We start from the raw sequence: 18,823 nt of genomic DNA, 5'->3' as shown, positions 1-18,823 counted from the left end.
AAAATTTCCTACTAGAGCATATAAAGAATGGCATTAATAATAGCTGCTGCAACAGTACTTCCGCCTTTTCTACCACGAGTAACTATATATGGAACATCTAATTTCAAAAGCTCTTCTTTCGATTCTGCAGCTCCAACAAAACCAACTGTTACTCCAACTATCAAAGAAGGAATAGCTTTACCTTCCTTTACTTGTTTGACTAGCTCAAATAATGCAGTAGGAGCATTACCAATTACAAATATTCCCTTAGGATTTTCCTTTATGGCCTTTCTCATTGCTACAATCGAACGGGTTACTCCTTCTTTTTTAGCTTCTTGAGCTACGTCTTCGTCTGCTACATAATTAAAAACTTGTCCTCCATATTCAGATAATTTTCTTTTATTGATACCAGCCATAGCCATTTTAGTATCAGTTATAATATTAGTTCCATTTTTTATAGCGACTTTTGCTCTATCTAAAGCTCCTTCCTTTATTACCGTAATATCTGCATACTCAAAATCAGCCGTAGTATGGATTATCCTTTTTATAATTTTACCGATATCTTCTGGAAATATCTTGCTCCCCAATTCTTTAGTTATTATTTCAAAACTCTTTTTTTCAATTTCATATGGATTTTTAATATAATCTAACATAATACCTCACCTTGTTTTATTAAATATATCTGACTCCACCTTCAACACTTTTTGTGGAATATATTTTAGAATATTCTTCTTTTATATTAATTTTATTTAAAGCATATATTAACTTTTCTATATCAACTATATTTTCATCATACAATATCCCTACAACTGTACCACTATGGGCAACATTTACCCCGTAGGCATTAAACTTATGGGATATTTCAATAATTTCGTTTAGTCTAGGTTTAAAAACTATATTCTGATTTGCTAGAGAACTTATAGTACATGCTGTTCCTAATAGCTTTTTATCTTTTTCACTGCATGCTCTTGAAAAATACTCAAAAGCCTTTTCAATATATTTTTTATTCATATTCCTCAAATGACTAAAATTATTTTTTCTAAATTCCTGAGTATCTAACATACTATTACTTTCTAGTATTAAAATATTGATTTGAGGATTCCACTCAAATTTTTCTTTAATTATGCCATTTATATGATCAAATAAAGTTAATTCTTTGAATATAGTGCTATCTGTAGGCTCAATATTACAACATAATTTCGCAAGTTCTTCATCAGATATTTTTTTACCAATTAATTTAGTAGTTGCCATAATAGTTCCACATATATCGGCAGTGCTGCTTGCCATACCCTTTGCTACAGGAATTTTTGAATTTATAGTCAAAGATAAATTTTCTGCATATTTTATAGGTATATCAAAGTATTCTAATGTTTTATATAAAGCTAAAGTAGCCTTCTTTATTCTAGAATCTAACTTGCAGCTCTTTTTCTCTTCAATTGTAACTTCAGAATAAATATCTATAGGTAATGATATAAGTTTCTCACTATCGCCTATAATTCCTTGAATATACTCTCCACAAGAACCAGGACATTTTACTTTAACTTTCATAACAAAACCTCTTCACATATAATTTTTAATCACCATTCACTATTTTGTATATTTTATCCATATCAATATTTTCTCTTACTAATTTAGCAAGCTTTTTATATTCATTCTCTTTAAATTCTTTAAAACTATTAACATTTGATTGTATCTGATTCAATCCTTTAGAAAGCCTTATTTTATTTAAAATTTCTCGTGTGAAATTTATATTGTCAAATATTCCATGAATATATGTCCCAAATACATTCCCTTCTTTATTTATTGCTCCATCGTATATTTCTGTCTCCTCATTTAATCGTTTTCTTATCTTCGTAAATGGCTTAACCTTACTACCCAATTTTGTTTGCCCCATATGTATCTCATATCCAACAATATCTTTATATTTCAAATCTTTAAAAATACCATTACTGTATATTATTTCAGCTTCAACCTGTGTAGTTGTCTTTTCAATCTCAAATATCGTCTCTGTATCTAATAACCCTATACCGTTTATTTCTTTTATTGAACTTTCCGTTCCATAAGGGTCTTTTATTTTTTTTCCAAGCATTTGATATCCTCCACAGATCCCAACTATTAATTTGCCATCTCTATGCAGTCTATATATTTGTTCTTCTAGCCCAGAATTTCTAATATATATTAAATCTTCAATAGTATTTTTAGAACCTGGAATTATTAATATATCAGGATTTCCTATACTTTCTCCTCTCATGACATATCTTAAATTAACATCCTCTTGTGTTTCAAAGACATTAAAATCGGTAAAATTTGATACATGAGGTAAGTATAATATTTCTACATTTATAACCCCATTATTGTTGTTATGTTTTCTAAACCTTTCAGCTAAACTATCTTCATCTTCAATTTTTATATCGGCATAGGGAATTACTCCTAATACAGGTATATTAATTAAATTCTCAAGCATTTCTATACCTGGTTTTAAAATTTCAACATCCCCTCTAAATTTATTTATGATTACTCCTTTAACTCTACTTCTCTCTTCTTCACTCAAAAGCATAATTGTACCATAAATAGAAGCAAAAACTCCTCCTCTATCTATATCTCCAACTAATATTACTGGAGAATCGGCTATTTCAGCCATCCCCATATTTACCAAATCGTTTTCTCTAAGATTTATTTCTGCTGGACTGCCTGCCCCTTCTATAACGACTATATCATTTAAACTACTTAACTTTTCATATGCTTCTTTTACTACATCCTTTAATTTAGATTTAAAATTATGATATTCCATAGCTGAAAGATTACCATATACCTTCCCATTTAAAATAACTTGACATTTTTTATCCGTTGTAGGTTTTAATAGAATAGGATTCATTAATACTGATGGCTTTTGCCCACATGCTTCAGCTTGAACGACTTGAGCTCGTCCCATTTCTAGTCCTTCTTCTGTTATGTATGAATTTAAAGCCATATTTTGTGACTTAAATGGTGCCACTTTATATCCATCTTCCATAAATATCCTACATAATGCAGCCGTAATTATACTTTTTCCTACTGAAGAAGCCGTTCCTTGAATCATTATGGATTTGTTTTTCAACTTAAACACTTCCTTTTTTAAATAATCTGCAATTTTCTATAAAATCTTCTGCTAGTCTCTTATTACTATAAAAGTGTATATGAGCATAAGCTCCTAAAGTGTTGTTTTTCACTATTCCGCATTTCCAAGAGTTTATAATTTTATTCTCCCTAATTTTGTCTACTCGATAGATATAATTATCATTAGTACTCTCATCTAAAATAGATCTATGAAATTCATGTGCCTTTACTTGAGTAGGCATTTTAGATATAGTACATGATTTAAGAATATTTACATAAACATATCCAAATCGTTGAAGTTTATTAGTCATTCTTGCATTTCTATTAAATATTCCAACCATTTCATATGTTTTACCATCAATGGTAGTAATAGATTTACATAAATACATTAGTCCACCGCATTCTGCATATATCGGCATTCCAAGCTCTGATGCTTTTTTTATCTCATTTCTCAATTCCTCATTTTCTTCAAGCTCTTTAGCAAAAACTTCAGGAAATCCTCCCCCTAAATATAATCCATGTAAATTATCAGGTAGTTTTCTGTCTTTTAATGGACTAAAATATACTAATTTTGCTCCTAATTCTTCTAATAAGTCTAAATTATCTTGATAATAAAAATTAAAGGCTTTATCTAATGCTACCCCTATGTTGACATCTTTAAGTCTTGTTTTATTGTCATTATTATACGTATAGTATAATGTTGAAACTTCTTTAGAAATTTCTATTATTTCATCTATATCAATAGTCTCTTCTATCATAGAAGAGAGCTTATCAAGTTTTTCATTTAAATTTTCTACTTCCGCAGTTGGTATTAATCCTAAATGTCTACTTTCGAGTTTAATATCTATATTCTTTTTTAAGTACCCTACACATTTAATTCCGGTAAATTTTTCTATAGCCTCTTTAATCAATTCATAATGTTTTTGCCCCGAAACATTATTTACAATAACTCCTTTAATTTTAACTTTTTCATCATACAATTTATATCCTAACACCTGTGCAGCGGCACTAGACGATACTCCATTTCCATCTATTACTAATATGACAGGACTCTTTAAAATTTTAGATACATGTGCCGTACTGCCATTATCTTTTTCTATTCCAAAGCCATCGTAAAGTCCCATTACCCCTTCAATTACTGAAATATCTTTGTCAAATGAATTCTTTACAAAAATATCCTTTATTGCCCTTTCTTCTAACATCCAGCTATCAAGGTTTCTAGATTTATTACCTGTTACAAAACTATGAAAAGCAGGATCAATGTAATCTGGACCAATTTTATAAGGTTGCACATTTAAACCTCTTTTACTAAGAGCTTTCATTATTCCTACAGATACTGTTGTCTTGCCAACGCCGCTTTGAGTACCACCAATTACAAATCTTGGCATTTTCATAAATATCATCCTCATTCTACAATTGTTTTTGCCTCATATGCATGTCTTATATAAATGTTTTGTATTCCTCTATTCTCACCTAATCCATGTAAATATACATCAACTTCATATCCAGCCTTTTCTAAAATAGTTTTCCATGAATCACTTTCTTCTCCTGCCATATCATTTAGTGCATGTTCTCCTGCTACAAGCATAAATGGCATTAAAGTAACTTTCTCTATATTATTTTCTTTAAGTCTATTCATAACTTGTTCAATTTCAGGATATCCTTCAACTGTTCCCACAAAAACGTTTTTATATCCTAAGTCATTAAATACATATTCCATTGCTACATATGCAGCATTCGAATGGTGGCAAGTTCCATGTCCCATAAAAACTACTGCCTCATTTTCTTTTAGGTTTGTAAACTGCTTTGCTAATGCATTAACTGTTTCTTTGTAATCTTCTGTAGATGTAAGCAAAGGTCTGCCTATTTTAAATTTATCAAAGAATTTAACATAATTCATAGCTTCTGAAACTAACTCTTCATATTCAATTCCATTTATTATATGTAGTGGCTGTATAATTACTTCCGAGTAACCCTGATTTTTTAGATATTCTAATGCTTCTTTTACATTAAAAACCTCAATATTATCTCTTTTCTTTAATATATTTATTATTGTTTGAGAAGTAAAAGCCCTTATTATATCGTAAGCAGGAAATTCCTCTTCAAACCTCTTTTCAGTAGCTTCAATTGTTAATTTTCTAGTTTTAGCATAGCTAGTCCCAAAACTAACTACTAAAATTGCTCTCTTATTTGAGTTTATTTCTCTTTTCATCTTTTTCTCCTCTCTTAAGTTAATATTTATATATTTTCAAACCATTCTTTTTAATTATTATTGTAGAAAGATATGGAATTTTTTCATTAATTATTACATTAATGTCCGTAATAATTCTCTCTTCTTCTGTACCACACTTAGAAATTAAAACAAAATTGTTTTCAAGCCCCCTTTTTAATAATTCATTAGCAAGAATTTTACAATCATTTGCTGGCTTCATTACTATAACATTTTCAAAATTGTCCAAAGCCCTTTTAAGTTTGTCATTATCACCTTTTCTTAATGGAACTACACTAAATCCTTCTTCCCATTCAGCTATGGGCATATTTAAACTACTCGATACAGAGCAAAATGAGGTAATTCCCGGTATTGTCTTGACTTCAATATCGTATTTCTTTAAATAATGCAAAAGATACATATATGTACTATAAATAGTAGGATCACCTAAAGTGATAAATGCTACTGTTTTGCCTTTGTTCACCATTTTTGCTATTATAGAAGCATTTTCTTCCCATTTGTTTTGAAGCTCATTTTCATCATATACCATGGGAAATGTCAAATACATTATTTCTGCATTACTTTTTATATGTTCTTTAGCTATTTTATAAGCAAAACTCCCTGCTGACTCTCTTTTTTCTGGACATATTATTACATCTACTTCATTTAATATCTTTTTTGCTTTAATAGTTATGAGTTCCGGATCTCCAGGACCAACTCCCACTCCATAAAATATACCTTTTCTCATATATACCGTTGACTTATATCTATAAAAACCTTATAGAAAGCAACGCATACCTATAAATCTTTATAGATTTATAGATCTTATCCGATACTTCTATTATGAGGCTATAAGCCTGCATAACTCGAAGTCGCTTTCTACTTTTATAGGATTGCACAGCTTAAGCATAAGCCAACGGTTTTCACCTCCTATTTTGTATTTTTGCTGTGCTTTTCTATTGCCCAATATACATATATTCCTCGCTCCGTTTAAATCAGCATTAATTATTTTATTTATAACTTTGTCTTTGAATAAACCTCGTTTAACTCGCTTCCCATTTAAAGCATTAGTTAAATCAAGGTTATATTGGGATAATTCTTGCATTATTTTTATATCTTCTGTTAAGCTACTTACTTTAGATGTGTAGCTTTCATCTACGAATTTTACTTCTATTCCATAACCTTTGGCTTTGTATTCTATATACCTTATTAACTTTCCAAATGGTATTTGTATAAAGCTTTGCTTGTTAGTTTTATTCAATCTGCACTTACCATTATTTTTTAGATTGTTTAGGTTGTCCGATAATATTATCTCTGTTACATCATGTTTTTCTAGATACTCTAATACTCTTTTACTGATTTTATGAAATTGATCATGAAAATATCTATTTCTTTTTTCGTAAATATATGTTCTATATTTTTCTAAATATCTTTTTCTATTTTTATCTTTTGTAGTCTTTATTTCTCTGTTTAATTTTGCTATAAATCTATTAAAGTTAGCGTTATATGTCTTGAACTTTTTACCATCTATTATTAAACTTAGTGTTTCTTTATCGTCTACATATATACTTAAAAGGTTGTTTATTCCTATATCTATCCCTGCACTTTTGTAAGGTTTTTCTTTTATTTCTTTCTCTTCTTTTTCATATATGAAAAGTAAGTACAATTCACTGTTTGAAAAATTAAGATGTACTGCTTTAATATTTTTTAAATTCCCTACTACTTTCTCTAATTCTTTATGATTTATATATGTCCTTATCATTTTATTGTTAAGGTTTATTCCTAGCTGATTTTTTCTTTTTAATGAAAATCCTTTATAACTATCTAATGGAATTGTATAATTAGTTAGTTTTGATAGTTTTTTAGGTTTTGGCGGTTTTGCTTTATAATCTCCACTTTTAACTCTAGTAAAAAATCCTTTATATTGATATTTTACTCTTTTCATTATTTCTACTAAATTGTGAATTTTAAGTCTTTTAGATAAGTTTATTAAGTCATTCATTATTTGATGGTTTTTATATTTATTTCTGATATAAGTTAGCTTTTCTTCTAGCTTTTTCGGAGTAGTTCTTCTAAATAGTGCTCTCATTATTTCATAGTTAGTTAACAACCTAAAATCTCCGATGTTTTGTTTATAGTCTTGATTAAGGAGTATTATATACATGTTTTCAAAATGTCTATACTTGTAAATATAATCTATAACCTTTGATTTGAATTTTTTGTCTTTTATTCTCATTTTGTATGTTCTTATATTTTCATCTGCTGATTTACTCATCTCCCTTTAACTCCCTCTATAATCTTCCTTAACTACTTTTTGAATTTATAATTGTTTTAAAGTTTTTATAAGTTTTTATAAATATTTTGTAACTGTTAATTATCCTCCATAAATCTTATATTAATTCTATTATTTTAAATAATTCATCCTTATTTTTAGGTATACCATATTTATTTTTTATTTCTGGGTATTTATCTCTTAATTTTTCATAAAATTCAAGTATTATCGGTTTCTTTACATTCGCTATTTCCATTAATTTATCATTGCTAAATATTTCATATGGTGTACCTTCGCCAAGAATATTACCGTCATATAATACATATATATAATCAGCCCAAGAATAAATATTATCTGGATTATGTGAAGAAATAATAATTGTCTTATTTTCATTATTAAGCTGATTAAGTATTTCAATTATTTCATCAGCAGCTTTTGAATCAACATTAGCTAATGGCTCATCTAAAATTATTACTTCAGGACTCATTGCAAGAATAGATGCTATTGCAACTTTTTTCTTTTCTCCTCCACTAAGAAAATGAGTAGGCCTATGAACTAAATTTTCTATTCCAAGCTTAGTTATTACATAATCTACTCTCCTCTTAACTTCATTAATCGGTATATTTAAATTCATAATACCAAAGGAAATCTCTTCATATACACTTGAAGAAAAAAGTTGAGCATCAGAATCCTGAAAAACTATTCCAACCTTACTTCTTAAATACTTTAGATTTTTTTTATCATATACAACTTCTTTGCCTTCAAAATATATTTTCCCATAATCTGGCTTGTATAGCCCATTCAAATGAAAAAATAAAGTAGTTTTGCCTGCTCCATTTGGACCTAAAATACCTATTTTTTTACCCTTTTCAATATTAATATTTAAACCCTTAAGTGCATAAGTCCCATCAGGATACTTATAGTGTATTTTTTCACAGGAAATTATTATATTCTTCAATATACTTTCCTCCATTAACTTTAATTGTTTAGAAGAATGCTATAACTATAGTAAATGTAAAATATATGGAAATCAAAATCTTATTTTTAAATGAATATTCATATTCCTCTTCTAAAACGTTAATCTCACCATCATATCCCCTTGAAATCATTGAAAGGAACAACATTCTATGAATGTGAAACGATTTTATAAATACATTACTTATAAGTTTACCTAATGAATAATATCCTCTTTTAATACTGCTATATCCTAACCTACAAAGTTGTGAATTTTTTATATTACTCGCGGTATCTAACAAAACAAATATAAACCTATATATTATCATGAATATTTCAACAAAAGTTTTAGGTAACTTCATTCGCCTTAAAACCCATATTATATCGTTAATTGGAGTAGTAAGAGATATAAAATAAAGACAATTTATTGAAGCAAAAACTCTAAAAAATAGATGTATTCCTGTATTTAATCCCTCTTTTCTTAATCCAATATAAAGGGATTTAATTTTTATAAAATAATCTAAAACTTCATAAGTTCTAGAAAAATCGATTGCAATTGCTAAAAAACTAATAATTAAAAATGGAAGTGGAATAAATAAAATTTTAAGATAATATTTTACTGGTATTTTGGCTATTACTAAAATACTAAATGAAAAAGTAATAATCACAAAAATATATAGAAATAATGATTTAGATATAATGCATGTAAATAATGGAAAAAGTCCAAAAAGAACTTTTTCCATAGGATGAATTTTTCTAATATTATTCATATATGAATATTTATCTATCAAAATCATTTAATCTACCATTCTCCTTCTTTTCCCCATGTAGTAACCAAAGAAATAGAAAATAAATCCACTTCCTATAGCTGCTTGAAGAGCAAATAATAAACTTTCTATTTCTCCACTTGGAGGCTCCCAAATACTATTAAACCATGGTTCATAATCCGGATCTAATGTACTTATATATTCTTCAGCTAAACCATCAGCTCCACCAAATTCTGCATCTTTTTTTACTACAAGAGGAATAATAGTAAGTATTATAACAATAAAGATAATTAACAAATTTCTTTTAAACATCATTTCTCCCCCCTTATTGCAGCCAGTTGTTGAAGTTCATCCTTATTATATTGAGTTAGTAAATTGTATACGACTACAGTTAAAAATCCTTCACTTATTGCTAAAGGTATTTGTGTAACTGCAAATATACCTAAAAATTTAGTTACAGAAGCAATAACTCCACCAATTTCAGATGGAAAAGCAACTCCAAGCTGTATTGACGTAACAATATATGTAACTAAATCTCCTATTGCTGCTGCAAGAAAAATACTTAAACTTTTTGATTTTTTACCTTTACTAAATAATTTATATATTCCATATGCAGCTATTGGACCAGCAATTCCCATTGAAAATACATTTGCTCCTAATGTAGTTATTCCCCCATGTGCAAGTAAAAGCGCTTGAAATATCAAGACTATTAGAGCTAGTACACTTGCTATCATAGGCCCAAATAATATAGCACCAAGACCTACTCCGGTAGGATGAGAACAACTTCCTGTAACAGATGGGATTTTTAATGATGAGAGTACGAATACAAAAGCACCGCATAATCCTAACAACATTTTCATATTAATATCATCTTTACATATTTTATTCATTCTCCTTATGCCAATTAATATAAATGGAATTGAAACTATAAACCAAATAATAGTCCATTTAACTGGTAAAAACCCTTCCATTATGTGCATTGCATATACATTATTTGGTGTTAGAAAATATAAAAAGTAAATAGATAAGAATAAAAATATTTTTTTGTTTTTCATATTTTTTCCCCCTTTTTATGTATTTCATATTTTTTAAATAAAAAGTTACATATACCATAATTATTTATGATATATATATTTTGTAAAAAAACAAAACCTTGCAACAGCATGCAAGGTTTTTCGCTAAATAGACATAATAAAAGACACACTAGGGAACACAAGTGCATCTTTTACTATCAATAATAACGCACACACTTCCCTCCGAAGCTGTTGCTAAAGTTTTAAGGCAGGTTTCCTGGCTCGCGCTTCATCCTACTCCCTTGCCTTCCCTGGTTTTACCAAGTGGCATAATAAGGTTTCGTCTTCGCTCACAGTAGCGGGGGCTGCGTCGGATTTTCACCGAACTTCCCTTTTAACTTCTTTAAATAAAGAAGCACCTTAAAACTTCAATATTAAGTTTTTCTTCAATTTCTATTATAAAAATAATAATAGAAATTGTCAATAAAATATAATTTTGCCCCTATTTGTAATATGTATAAGATTATAAGGTTGTAAAAAAAATATTAAAGCTATTCTTATTGATTTTTTCATACTTTAATAATCACTTGCCAATCTTTAAATAATTATCTCAATATCTACATGTCCTAAACTTGCCGCTACATATAAAGGCGTCTGTCCATAATCATCCTGTGCCTCTAAATCCCCACTATTTAAATCGCTCACACTTTAACCCTCCATTTTGTATTTGTAATATTGTAAGTATTCTATCATTCTTTCCTCACTAAGAGCATGGTTAACCTTAACTATACCGTTTTATACTTCAATACGCTAAAGTGGGCTATCTTTTCAATAAGCCCGCTAAAATTATCAAAAACATCTAAAAATTATTTCAATACTAGATACTATCTCTTTTAGTTTTTTATCCTCTATAACATATTCTCCAACTTCTTCAATATCTTCGTATAATTTCTCCGTCTCATAGTTATACTTTTCCATTATTGATATTTTACCTTCTGGATGTGTTATACAATATTCCTTACCCTTATATCTAAACTCTATTTCTCCTCCTCGCTTTAAGTTGTCGTAAAACTCATCTAATGTATTAAATTTATTTTGCATAACATATCTCCTCTTTAGTTATTGTAATTATTCTGATTTAAATTCAATTCTTTCCCACAATTTACGTCCTTTTTCTGTCATTTCAAACCAATAATCCTCAATCTCTTTATTATCATAAGATAATTTAATAAAGTAATCATTGCTACTGCCATTAGGATATGTTATATATATCAATGACTTATCAAGTAATTCATTTAAGCATTTTTTAACCTTTTTTCTACTAAACTCTATATTAAAATAGGATAGCAAGTGTTCAATTTGTTCGATGTTTTCTCCATCATCTGCTAATGTATTCAAAATTTCAAATAAAAGTTTATCCTTCATCATAATTAAGCTTTCCTCTCTTGTCTGCTATTACTTCTAATATACCTTTTATTAATTTTAAACTTACATAAATCTATGTTCATTGTATACAAAACCGCTTTTACATGTCAATACCATTAATGCAACTTTTTACCGACGTTTTTCTGCAATTTTCGTCATATTATGTTAAATCAACCTAAAAAAATAATAGCTCCATATCGAGCTAATCATAATTTTGATATTCATAAAATTATAAAAATGTTCAGCTTTTTGTGTCTAAAATACTCTGTTTTTTATCTAAGATTAGGAAAGTTTAATTGTCTTAAAGCTTCATAAGCTATAATTGCCACAGAATTTGATAAATTCAAAGATCTTGCATGCTCATTATCCAGCATTGGTATTCGCATACATCTATCTATATTCTGTTTAAGCAACTCCTCTGGTAATCCAGCCGTTTCTTTTCCAAACACAAGAAAACACCCATCAAAAAACTTCATGTCTGTATAACTTTTTTTCGCTTTTGTAGTTGCATAAAAAAACTTCTCTTTTCCATATTTTTCTAATAATTCATCAAAACTATCATAATAATGTATATCTAAAATATGCCAATAATCTAATCCTGCTCTTTTTAAATATTTATTATCTAGCGAAAAACCTAATGGCCTAACTAAATGCAATGATGTACCTGTAGCTGCACAGGTTCTAGCAATATTCCCTGTATTTTGTGGAATTTCAGGTTCAACTAAAACAATATTTAAAGCCATAAAAAAACCCCCTTATAAATTTTTATCATCATTATCTTTTAATATAATATTAACCTCTATTGTATCATTTCCTGCTTTAAATGGAATACAGTATATAACTTCATCGCTTACTATATATTTTATATCTTGCCCATATATCAACGCTGGTATAGACAAATCAATTGCAATTCCTGTATTATAAATATCTGAAATAGCATTACAAATTAACATATTATTCATATCACATAATATTTTTACACAAGAAGCATCTAATTCAGCAATAGGAATATCATTTAAAATGCTCGATACAATCTTTTTAGATATTGACTCAGAGAGTTTTATTATAATCTGTCCTTTTAAATTACCAGATAAACCGGTAATTATCCCTATATCATCTTTTAACTCAACCTCTTTTTTTATATAAGGTTCTTCAATTTCCACAAATAATCTTATTGCCTGGGAAAATATTTCTTGCCCTGATTTTATCAAGGCACTTATTATAATATCATCCATATGTCCACTCCTTCAACCTAATTTAATACTATTATTGATTACTATATATAATTTTTATTCTATTTTTTGAATTATAAAATTAGTCGATAGTCAATAAAATAATAACTATTGACTATCGACTATCAACTATTAAAATATTAATTCTTTTAAAGCTTTATATACACCGTCATTATCATTTGTATCCGTAATTATATCAGCCTTCTTTTTTACTTCTTCTTCTGCGTTGCCCATAGCTATACCACAGCCTGCAAATTCTATCATTGATAAATCGTTATAATTATCCCCAATAGCTATCACTTCACTACTTTTAATATTTAATATATTACATAACTTTTCTAGTGCTTTACCTTTAGATACACCTTTATTCATTATATCAAAACTAGCTTTCCATGAACTTACAATTTCGATGTTCTTATTCTTACTAAGTATATTCTTTACATAATTTAATTTATCTGAATCATTATCCATTATAACAAATTTATAAATCTTAGGTTTTCTCTCTTCAAATAATTTCTGGGCATCATCAATTAATTGTATATTAATTCTGTCCCCTGATTTCTGTTTTTTATTCCAATTATAGTATTTTAAAGAATTATAGTTTAATTCTTTTGTATAAAATGTATCATTATCATAAAAATGAAAATACATATTATTGTCTTCTAATACTTTAATTATTTCTCTACAGTCAACAGGATTTATAGGATTTTCATAAAGCACATTATTCCTATGATATTCACAAATATATGCTCCATTACAAGCTATTATTGGAGTTACGATTCCCAATAACTTTGCATAAAATCTTGCAGATGTGAATATTCTGCCGGTTGAGATAACTACTTGTATTCCTTTTTCTGTAGCAATTTTTAATGCATTCTTATTTTTCTCTGAAATTTCATTATTACTATCCAATAAAGTTCCATCCATATCTACTGCTATCAATTTATAATTCATGCATATCCCCTTCTCTATTTTAATTTTTTTAAAAAATCTTATTCACTAATCAAGATAATCATAATCATTATACTAAATTATTTCATAATTTTTTCGATGTTAAAGGTATTAAATATGGACTATTAGTATATAAATTTTCGGTAATAACAACATTTAAATTATACGCCATTTCTATATTTTCATATGTAATTACTTCTTTAGGTTTCCCAATACTAATTATTTCACCTTTATTGAGTAAAATCATTTTACTGCTATATCTAGCCGCTAAATTTATATCATGTATAACAATTACTATAGTCATATTTTTTTCTGTATTTAATTTTTTTAGCAGAGAGAGAATCTCTATCTGATGGTTTATATCTAAATGCGAAGTAGGTTCATCTAAAAGCATAATTTCAGGCTCTTGAGCTAAAGCTCTAGCAATAATTACTCTTTGCCTCTCTCCGCCACTAATTTGGTTAATACTCTTATCTTTTAAATGCAGAGTATCTGTAAGTTTTAGCGAATCTTTTACTATTTGAAAATCTTTATAACTTTCACTTTGAAATCGACCTAAATATGGATTTCTCCCCATAACAACTACGTCAAATACTGAAAAATCATAAGCAATATTCGTATCTTGCGGAACTATAGCTACTTTTTTTGCTAGCTCCTTTGCCTTATATTCTCTTATTTCTTTTCCATCTATTTTAATAGAACCTCTACTCGGTTTATATATAGAAATCATATTCTTTAATAGCGTCGACTTCCCTGAACCATTAGGACCTATTATGCTGACAAATTCTCCTTTTTCTATTTTAAAATTAATATCCCTTAAAACCAAATTATCTCCATAACTAAAATAAAGGGATTCAACTTCAATAGCCATCTCCATCTATTTCACTCCTGAGTAATAAGTCTTTTTATTCTTTAACAAAAGATATAGAAAAAAAGGAGCCCCAAACATAGCTGTAATAATACCTACAGGCACTTCTGTTGGTGATATTATAGTTCTCGCTATAGTGTCTGCAAATATCATAAATATTCCTCCGACTAATGCAGAAGAAGGCAACAAAATCCTATGGTCAGGCCCTATAACAAGTCTTATTATATGCGGTATTATTAAACCAACAAAACCAATAATACCACTTACCGAAACTACCATTGCTGTCATAAAAGCACATATAACTAAAATAGTTAATTTTACTCTTTCTACCTCTATTCCCATACTTCGTGCAGATTCTTCTCCCGTAAGCATAACATTCAAATCCCTTGAAAAGAAATTTAATATTGCTATTGAAAGCAGAACAGGTATTGTAATTGGAATTAATTCGTCCCATCCTTTTGAAGAAAAACTGCCCAAAGTCCAAAATATTATCCTATTCACGTCTTTTGTATGTATAACCATCAGAAAAGACATAATAGCCGTAAAAAGCTGTCCAACGGCTATCCCAGATAATAAAAGCGTATTTATTGGAACCTTGTTCTTTACCTTTGAAATAAAATAAACTATAAAAGTAGAAATCATAGCTCCTAAAAAAGCACCAATCGAAACGCTCGAAAGTTTTAATAAACCAATATTAAATCCCGAAATAATTATTATAGAAGCACCTAAAGCTGCTCCTGATGATATCCCAATAACATATGGATCAGCCATAGGATTTTTAAACATTCCTTGAAAAGCAGCCCCAACACTTGAAAGGGCTGCTCCTACTAATACACCTAATAATACTCTAGGCAATCTAACTTTTAAAATAATGATAAAATGAGATTGTGGTATTTTATCTATGTCTACATAACTGCCAATATAAGGCAATCTTGAAATTACTATCTTAACTGTTTCCGATACACTTATATTAGCAGTACCTATTGTAGCAAATACACAGATACTTATTACCAATACAATAAATAATATTAAAAACACTATACTTCTCTTACATTTAATTTTAGATATAAACTCCATATACATCACTACTCTATCTTATTTAAATGCTTCTGGATGTATTTTTCTTGCTATCAATTCTAATCCATCTACTATTCTAGGTCCTGGTCTTGATATTATATCAGGGTCTAATATATAAACTCTATCATTCTTGATAGCATTTATATTCTCATATCCAGCTCTTGATTTTATACTATCTACCGTTTTGTTCTCTCCATATTTTGGTACCAAATATACATCTGGATTTCTTTCAATAAGCTGTTCTAAATCAAACTGAGGATATTTCCCTTTTGCATCTTTGGCAATGTTTTCTCCACCTGCTAAATTAATAAGCTCATCAATGAAAGAACCTGGACCTGCTGTCATTAACGGTTTATCCTGCAATTCATAAAATACTTTCACTTTTTCTTTCCCTGAAACTTTTGATAACACAAAATCTCTTTTTGCCATCATATCAACTATAGTCATTTTAGCAGCTCTTCGTCTATTAGTTATTTTGCCTAATTCATCAATCAAATTAATTACATCATCTATAGACTCTGGCTCATAACTTAATACTTTAATACCAGCTTCTTTTAATCTCTTATTAACTTCTTCTTTACCCTGTCCATACTGTATTACTAAATCTGGAGCTAGTTCTATTATTTTTTCAACATTTACATTAAAAGAATCTCCAACTTTTTCTTTACTTTTTGCCTCTTCTGGATAATTACAATAATTTGTTACACCTACTACTCTGTTACCTAAACCTATTGCAAATAAGATTTCAGTATGACTAGGTGCTAGAGACACTATTCTTAATGGCTCTTTTTCTATTGTAACTTTATTTCCGAAATCATCTTCTACTTCTATTGGATAAATTGCACCAACTTTATTAGATTCATTTATCTCACTCTTATTATCAATATTTTCTTCTTTCTTTTTAATACAACCCGTAAATGCTCCCATAATTAATATTAAAGATAATAATAAGACTAATACTTTAGTAAATTTACTTTTAATCACTTTATCCCCTCCGTTTATTATCTAATACTCAATTCCTTTCCTCGCTGGTATGCCCTTTTCAAAAGGATGCTTAATCATCTTCATTTCACTAACTAAATCTGCTCTATCAAGTATAGCTTTAGGAACATTCCTTCCTGTTAATATGATTTCCATATTTTCAGGTTTCATGTCTAAAATATGTAGAACTCTATCTATTGAAACTAATTTATTACTTATAACGCCCATAACTTCATCCAAAATAAGAATATCGCAATCATTTTTCCTAATTGTCTCTTCAATAAAATCAAAAGCATAACTAATTTTTTTCTTTAATTCTTCTTTTTCAGCTTCATTCATATTCCAGAAAAACTTTTTTGATTTATCAAATCTATATATTTCAAAATTCCCATTAAACTTTTTCGTACTAAATAATTCTCCGGAATCACGTCCTTTTAAAAACTGTACCATTTTTACTTTGTAACCATATCCAACAGCTCTCAATCCTAGCCCTAATGCCGCTGTAGTTTTCCCCTTACCATCACCTGTATAAACTTGAATTAATCCTTTATCCATTTTCCCTACCCCCTTAAAATCTTGATAAAACATAAAAATATCAACCCTATCAAATGAACAATAGGGTTTTTGAATCCACAATATGATAATATCAAATTGTATTTATTTCTTCAAATTATTTTCTCTATATTTTTAAGATAAAATTCTCTTTATTTACAACCTCATCAGCTTTTTTAACTATACTATTCTCATTACCTTTTAATACCATTATTTTAGTTTGTTTATCTTTTTTAGTTTTAATATTTACTGTTAAATTTTTTAACTTATCATTATCCATTATAATCCAATAGAAATCCTGTCCTAATTTCTCAACATATAACTCTCCAGCCCTGATAAACCTATCGTTAAACATAACATTACAGCCTCTATTATTACTAATAGAAATTTTATCTACATTACTAGCAATAATACTATAAACATTTAACATCTTTTTGTGTCTTGCTCTCATAAGTCTTCTAGCTCTCTTAATATTTAGAATGCTAGATAAAATACTTCCACATTCTTTTAAGATCTCAACATGATCACTTTTTATGTTATATCTATCTCCATATACAGTATAAACACTTTCTTCTGTTACAGTCCCATCTCCTCTGATTGTATAAACTGCATATTTGGGTTTACCATCAAACCATTTAATAGATTTGGGTATCTTTTCAACACATAAATACTTTCTAGTCTGTTTTCCTGTTCCTGCTATAAGATAAATTTTTATGCCTTTTTGATACATTTCGTATATGTTTTTATTTAAAATATTCAAAAACTCATTTTTACTACTGATTTGAGAAATAGGTATGAATCGCATAAATCCATTGTTATTTTCTATAAATAGATAATCTCCATACTCACTACTAGGTAATAAATCTTTGATTGATGGAAAATAATTGTGCAATAAACTTAAATTATCTTTTTCTCTATGAATAATCTTCAAAATCCAAATAAAACCCTCCCAAAGAATTTTTAAAAATAAACTATCGCTATATTCTTTATAAGGCAGTTCTCCTCCTGCCCAAAAATAGTATGCATTTACTGCTCCACTATTAGGTGTTGAAATCATAATGAGTTTATCTACATCATTTTCATAAAAATCGCTTTGAATATATGCTCTTGCAACTATCCCGCCCATACTATGACAAATAATATTAACTTTTTCTTTTTTTGTCTTCTCTTTTGCTTTTTTAATTACAGGAATTAAATATTTTTGTGCGGAATAAGCATTTTCTTTTCTCCAATCATAAAACGCTATAAAAAGGTTTTCGTCAAGCCTATATCCTAGTTTATTAAGGTCTTCTATTATCGGCCTATATACATAATCGGCTGGTCCGAATCTAAATTTTCCTGTACCAGGAATTATATCGCTACCAATAGAACCAAAAAGCCCTGGTATAAAAACTATTGGATATTTAAAAAACATCCTACCACCTTCTATGTCTTTTCTAACATATTA

General features: G+C 28.4%; 21 protein-coding genes and 1 riboswitch. All 21 genes read right to left on the bottom strand.

The window, feature by feature from the left end; genetic code table 11:
• Positions 1-11: 11 nt before the first annotated feature.
• The 21 genes from AB4Y15_RS04915 to AB4Y15_RS04815 all read right to left on the bottom strand — a co-directional run bounded on the left by AB4Y15_RS04915 (position 12) and on the right by AB4Y15_RS04815 (position 18,790).
• A complete protein-coding gene (locus AB4Y15_RS04915) occupies positions 12-632 on the bottom strand; it encodes a precorrin-8X methylmutase (RefSeq protein ID WP_427338810.1) in 621 nt (206 codons plus the stop codon).
• Positions 633-651: 19 nt separating this feature from the next.
• A complete protein-coding gene (locus tag AB4Y15_RS04910) occupies positions 652-1,527 on the bottom strand; it encodes a GHMP family kinase ATP-binding protein (RefSeq protein WP_427338809.1) in 876 nt (291 codons plus the stop codon).
• A gap of 25 nt (positions 1,528-1,552) precedes the next feature.
• A complete protein-coding gene (locus AB4Y15_RS04905; RefSeq protein ID WP_427338808.1) occupies positions 1,553-3,076 on the bottom strand; it encodes a cobyric acid synthase in 1,524 nt (507 codons plus the stop codon).
• Between the two features lies 1 nt (position 3,077).
• Positions 3,078-4,469 carry a cobyrinic acid a,c-diamide synthase CobB gene (locus tag AB4Y15_RS04900; protein ID WP_427338807.1) on the bottom strand — a complete coding sequence of 464 codons (1,392 nt, stop codon included), beginning with the start codon at positions 4,467-4,469 and terminating at the stop codon, positions 3,078-3,080.
• Between the two features lie 11 nt (positions 4,470-4,480).
• Positions 4,481-5,287, bottom strand: coding sequence for a sirohydrochlorin cobaltochelatase (locus AB4Y15_RS04895; RefSeq protein WP_427338806.1), 807 nt, complete (start codon positions 5,285-5,287; stop codon positions 4,481-4,483).
• A gap of 19 nt (positions 5,288-5,306) precedes the next feature.
• Positions 5,307-6,032, bottom strand: coding sequence for a precorrin-2 C(20)-methyltransferase (gene cobI, locus AB4Y15_RS04890; RefSeq protein ID WP_427338804.1), 726 nt, complete (start codon positions 6,030-6,032; stop codon positions 5,307-5,309).
• 93 nt (positions 6,033-6,125) lie between these two features.
• Complete coding sequence (locus AB4Y15_RS04885) at positions 6,126-7,559, bottom strand: RNA-guided endonuclease TnpB family protein (RefSeq protein ID WP_427338803.1); 1,434 nt, start codon at positions 7,557-7,559, stop codon at positions 6,126-6,128.
• 115 nt (positions 7,560-7,674) lie between these two features.
• The gene (locus AB4Y15_RS04880) at positions 7,675-8,514 is read right to left on the bottom strand and encodes an energy-coupling factor ABC transporter ATP-binding protein (protein ID WP_427338801.1); all 840 of its coding nucleotides are present in this window, start codon (positions 8,512-8,514) and stop codon (positions 7,675-7,677) included.
• A 28-nt stretch (positions 8,515-8,542) separates the two neighbouring features.
• The gene (gene cbiQ / locus AB4Y15_RS04875; RefSeq protein WP_427338800.1) at positions 8,543-9,280 is read right to left on the bottom strand and encodes a cobalt ECF transporter T component CbiQ; all 738 of its coding nucleotides are present in this window, start codon (positions 9,278-9,280) and stop codon (positions 8,543-8,545) included.
• 27 nt (positions 9,281-9,307) lie between these two features.
• Positions 9,308-9,589, bottom strand: coding sequence for an energy-coupling factor ABC transporter substrate-binding protein (locus AB4Y15_RS04870; RefSeq protein ID WP_427338799.1), 282 nt, complete (start codon positions 9,587-9,589; stop codon positions 9,308-9,310).
• On the bottom strand, positions 9,589-10,332 hold the full coding sequence (locus AB4Y15_RS04865) for an energy-coupling factor ABC transporter permease (protein WP_427338798.1): 744 nt from the start codon (positions 10,330-10,332) through the stop codon (positions 9,589-9,591). The genes AB4Y15_RS04870 and AB4Y15_RS04865 overlap by 1 nt, the downstream gene beginning before the upstream one ends.
• A gap of 208 nt (positions 10,333-10,540) precedes the next feature.
• Positions 10,541-10,728, bottom strand: a riboswitch (cobalamin riboswitch).
• A 411-nt stretch (positions 10,729-11,139) separates the two neighbouring features.
• Complete coding sequence (locus AB4Y15_RS04860; protein WP_427338797.1) at positions 11,140-11,391, bottom strand: hypothetical protein; 252 nt, start codon at positions 11,389-11,391, stop codon at positions 11,140-11,142.
• 27 nt (positions 11,392-11,418) lie between these two features.
• Entirely contained in the window at positions 11,419-11,715 is a 297-nt protein-coding gene (locus tag AB4Y15_RS04855) for a hypothetical protein (RefSeq protein ID WP_427338796.1), read from the bottom strand.
• A 272-nt stretch (positions 11,716-11,987) separates the two neighbouring features.
• Entirely contained in the window at positions 11,988-12,458 is a 471-nt protein-coding gene (gene trmL / locus AB4Y15_RS04850; protein WP_035164096.1) for a tRNA (uridine(34)/cytosine(34)/5-carboxymethylaminomethyluridine(34)-2'-O)-methyltransferase TrmL, read from the bottom strand.
• A 12-nt stretch (positions 12,459-12,470) separates the two neighbouring features.
• Positions 12,471-12,950 carry a chemotaxis protein CheX gene (locus AB4Y15_RS04845; protein WP_427338795.1) on the bottom strand — a complete coding sequence of 160 codons (480 nt, stop codon included), beginning with the start codon at positions 12,948-12,950 and terminating at the stop codon, positions 12,471-12,473.
• 129 nt (positions 12,951-13,079) lie between these two features.
• The gene (locus AB4Y15_RS04840) at positions 13,080-13,901 is read right to left on the bottom strand and encodes a Cof-type HAD-IIB family hydrolase (RefSeq protein WP_427338794.1); all 822 of its coding nucleotides are present in this window, start codon (positions 13,899-13,901) and stop codon (positions 13,080-13,082) included.
• Between the two features lie 82 nt (positions 13,902-13,983).
• A complete protein-coding gene (locus tag AB4Y15_RS04835; RefSeq protein ID WP_427338793.1) occupies positions 13,984-14,775 on the bottom strand; it encodes a heme ABC transporter ATP-binding protein in 792 nt (263 codons plus the stop codon).
• Complete coding sequence (locus tag AB4Y15_RS04830) at positions 14,776-15,843, bottom strand: FecCD family ABC transporter permease (protein WP_427338792.1); 1,068 nt, start codon at positions 15,841-15,843, stop codon at positions 14,776-14,778.
• A gap of 18 nt (positions 15,844-15,861) precedes the next feature.
• A complete protein-coding gene (locus tag AB4Y15_RS04825; RefSeq protein ID WP_427338791.1) occupies positions 15,862-16,827 on the bottom strand; it encodes an ABC transporter substrate-binding protein in 966 nt (321 codons plus the stop codon).
• Positions 16,828-16,848: 21 nt separating this feature from the next.
• Positions 16,849-17,379 carry a cob(I)yrinic acid a,c-diamide adenosyltransferase gene (locus AB4Y15_RS04820; RefSeq protein WP_427338790.1) on the bottom strand — a complete coding sequence of 177 codons (531 nt, stop codon included), beginning with the start codon at positions 17,377-17,379 and terminating at the stop codon, positions 16,849-16,851.
• A gap of 124 nt (positions 17,380-17,503) precedes the next feature.
• On the bottom strand, positions 17,504-18,790 hold the full coding sequence (locus AB4Y15_RS04815) for a lipase family alpha/beta hydrolase (protein WP_427338789.1): 1,287 nt from the start codon (positions 18,788-18,790) through the stop codon (positions 17,504-17,506).
• Between the last annotated feature and the right edge of the window lie 33 nt (positions 18,791-18,823).

This window comes from Caloranaerobacter longqiensis (assembly GCF_050286925.1).
Taxonomy (GTDB): Bacteria; Bacillota; Clostridia; order Tissierellales; family Thermohalobacteraceae; genus Caloranaerobacter.
This window is presented reverse-complemented; position numbering and strand designations above follow the sequence as displayed.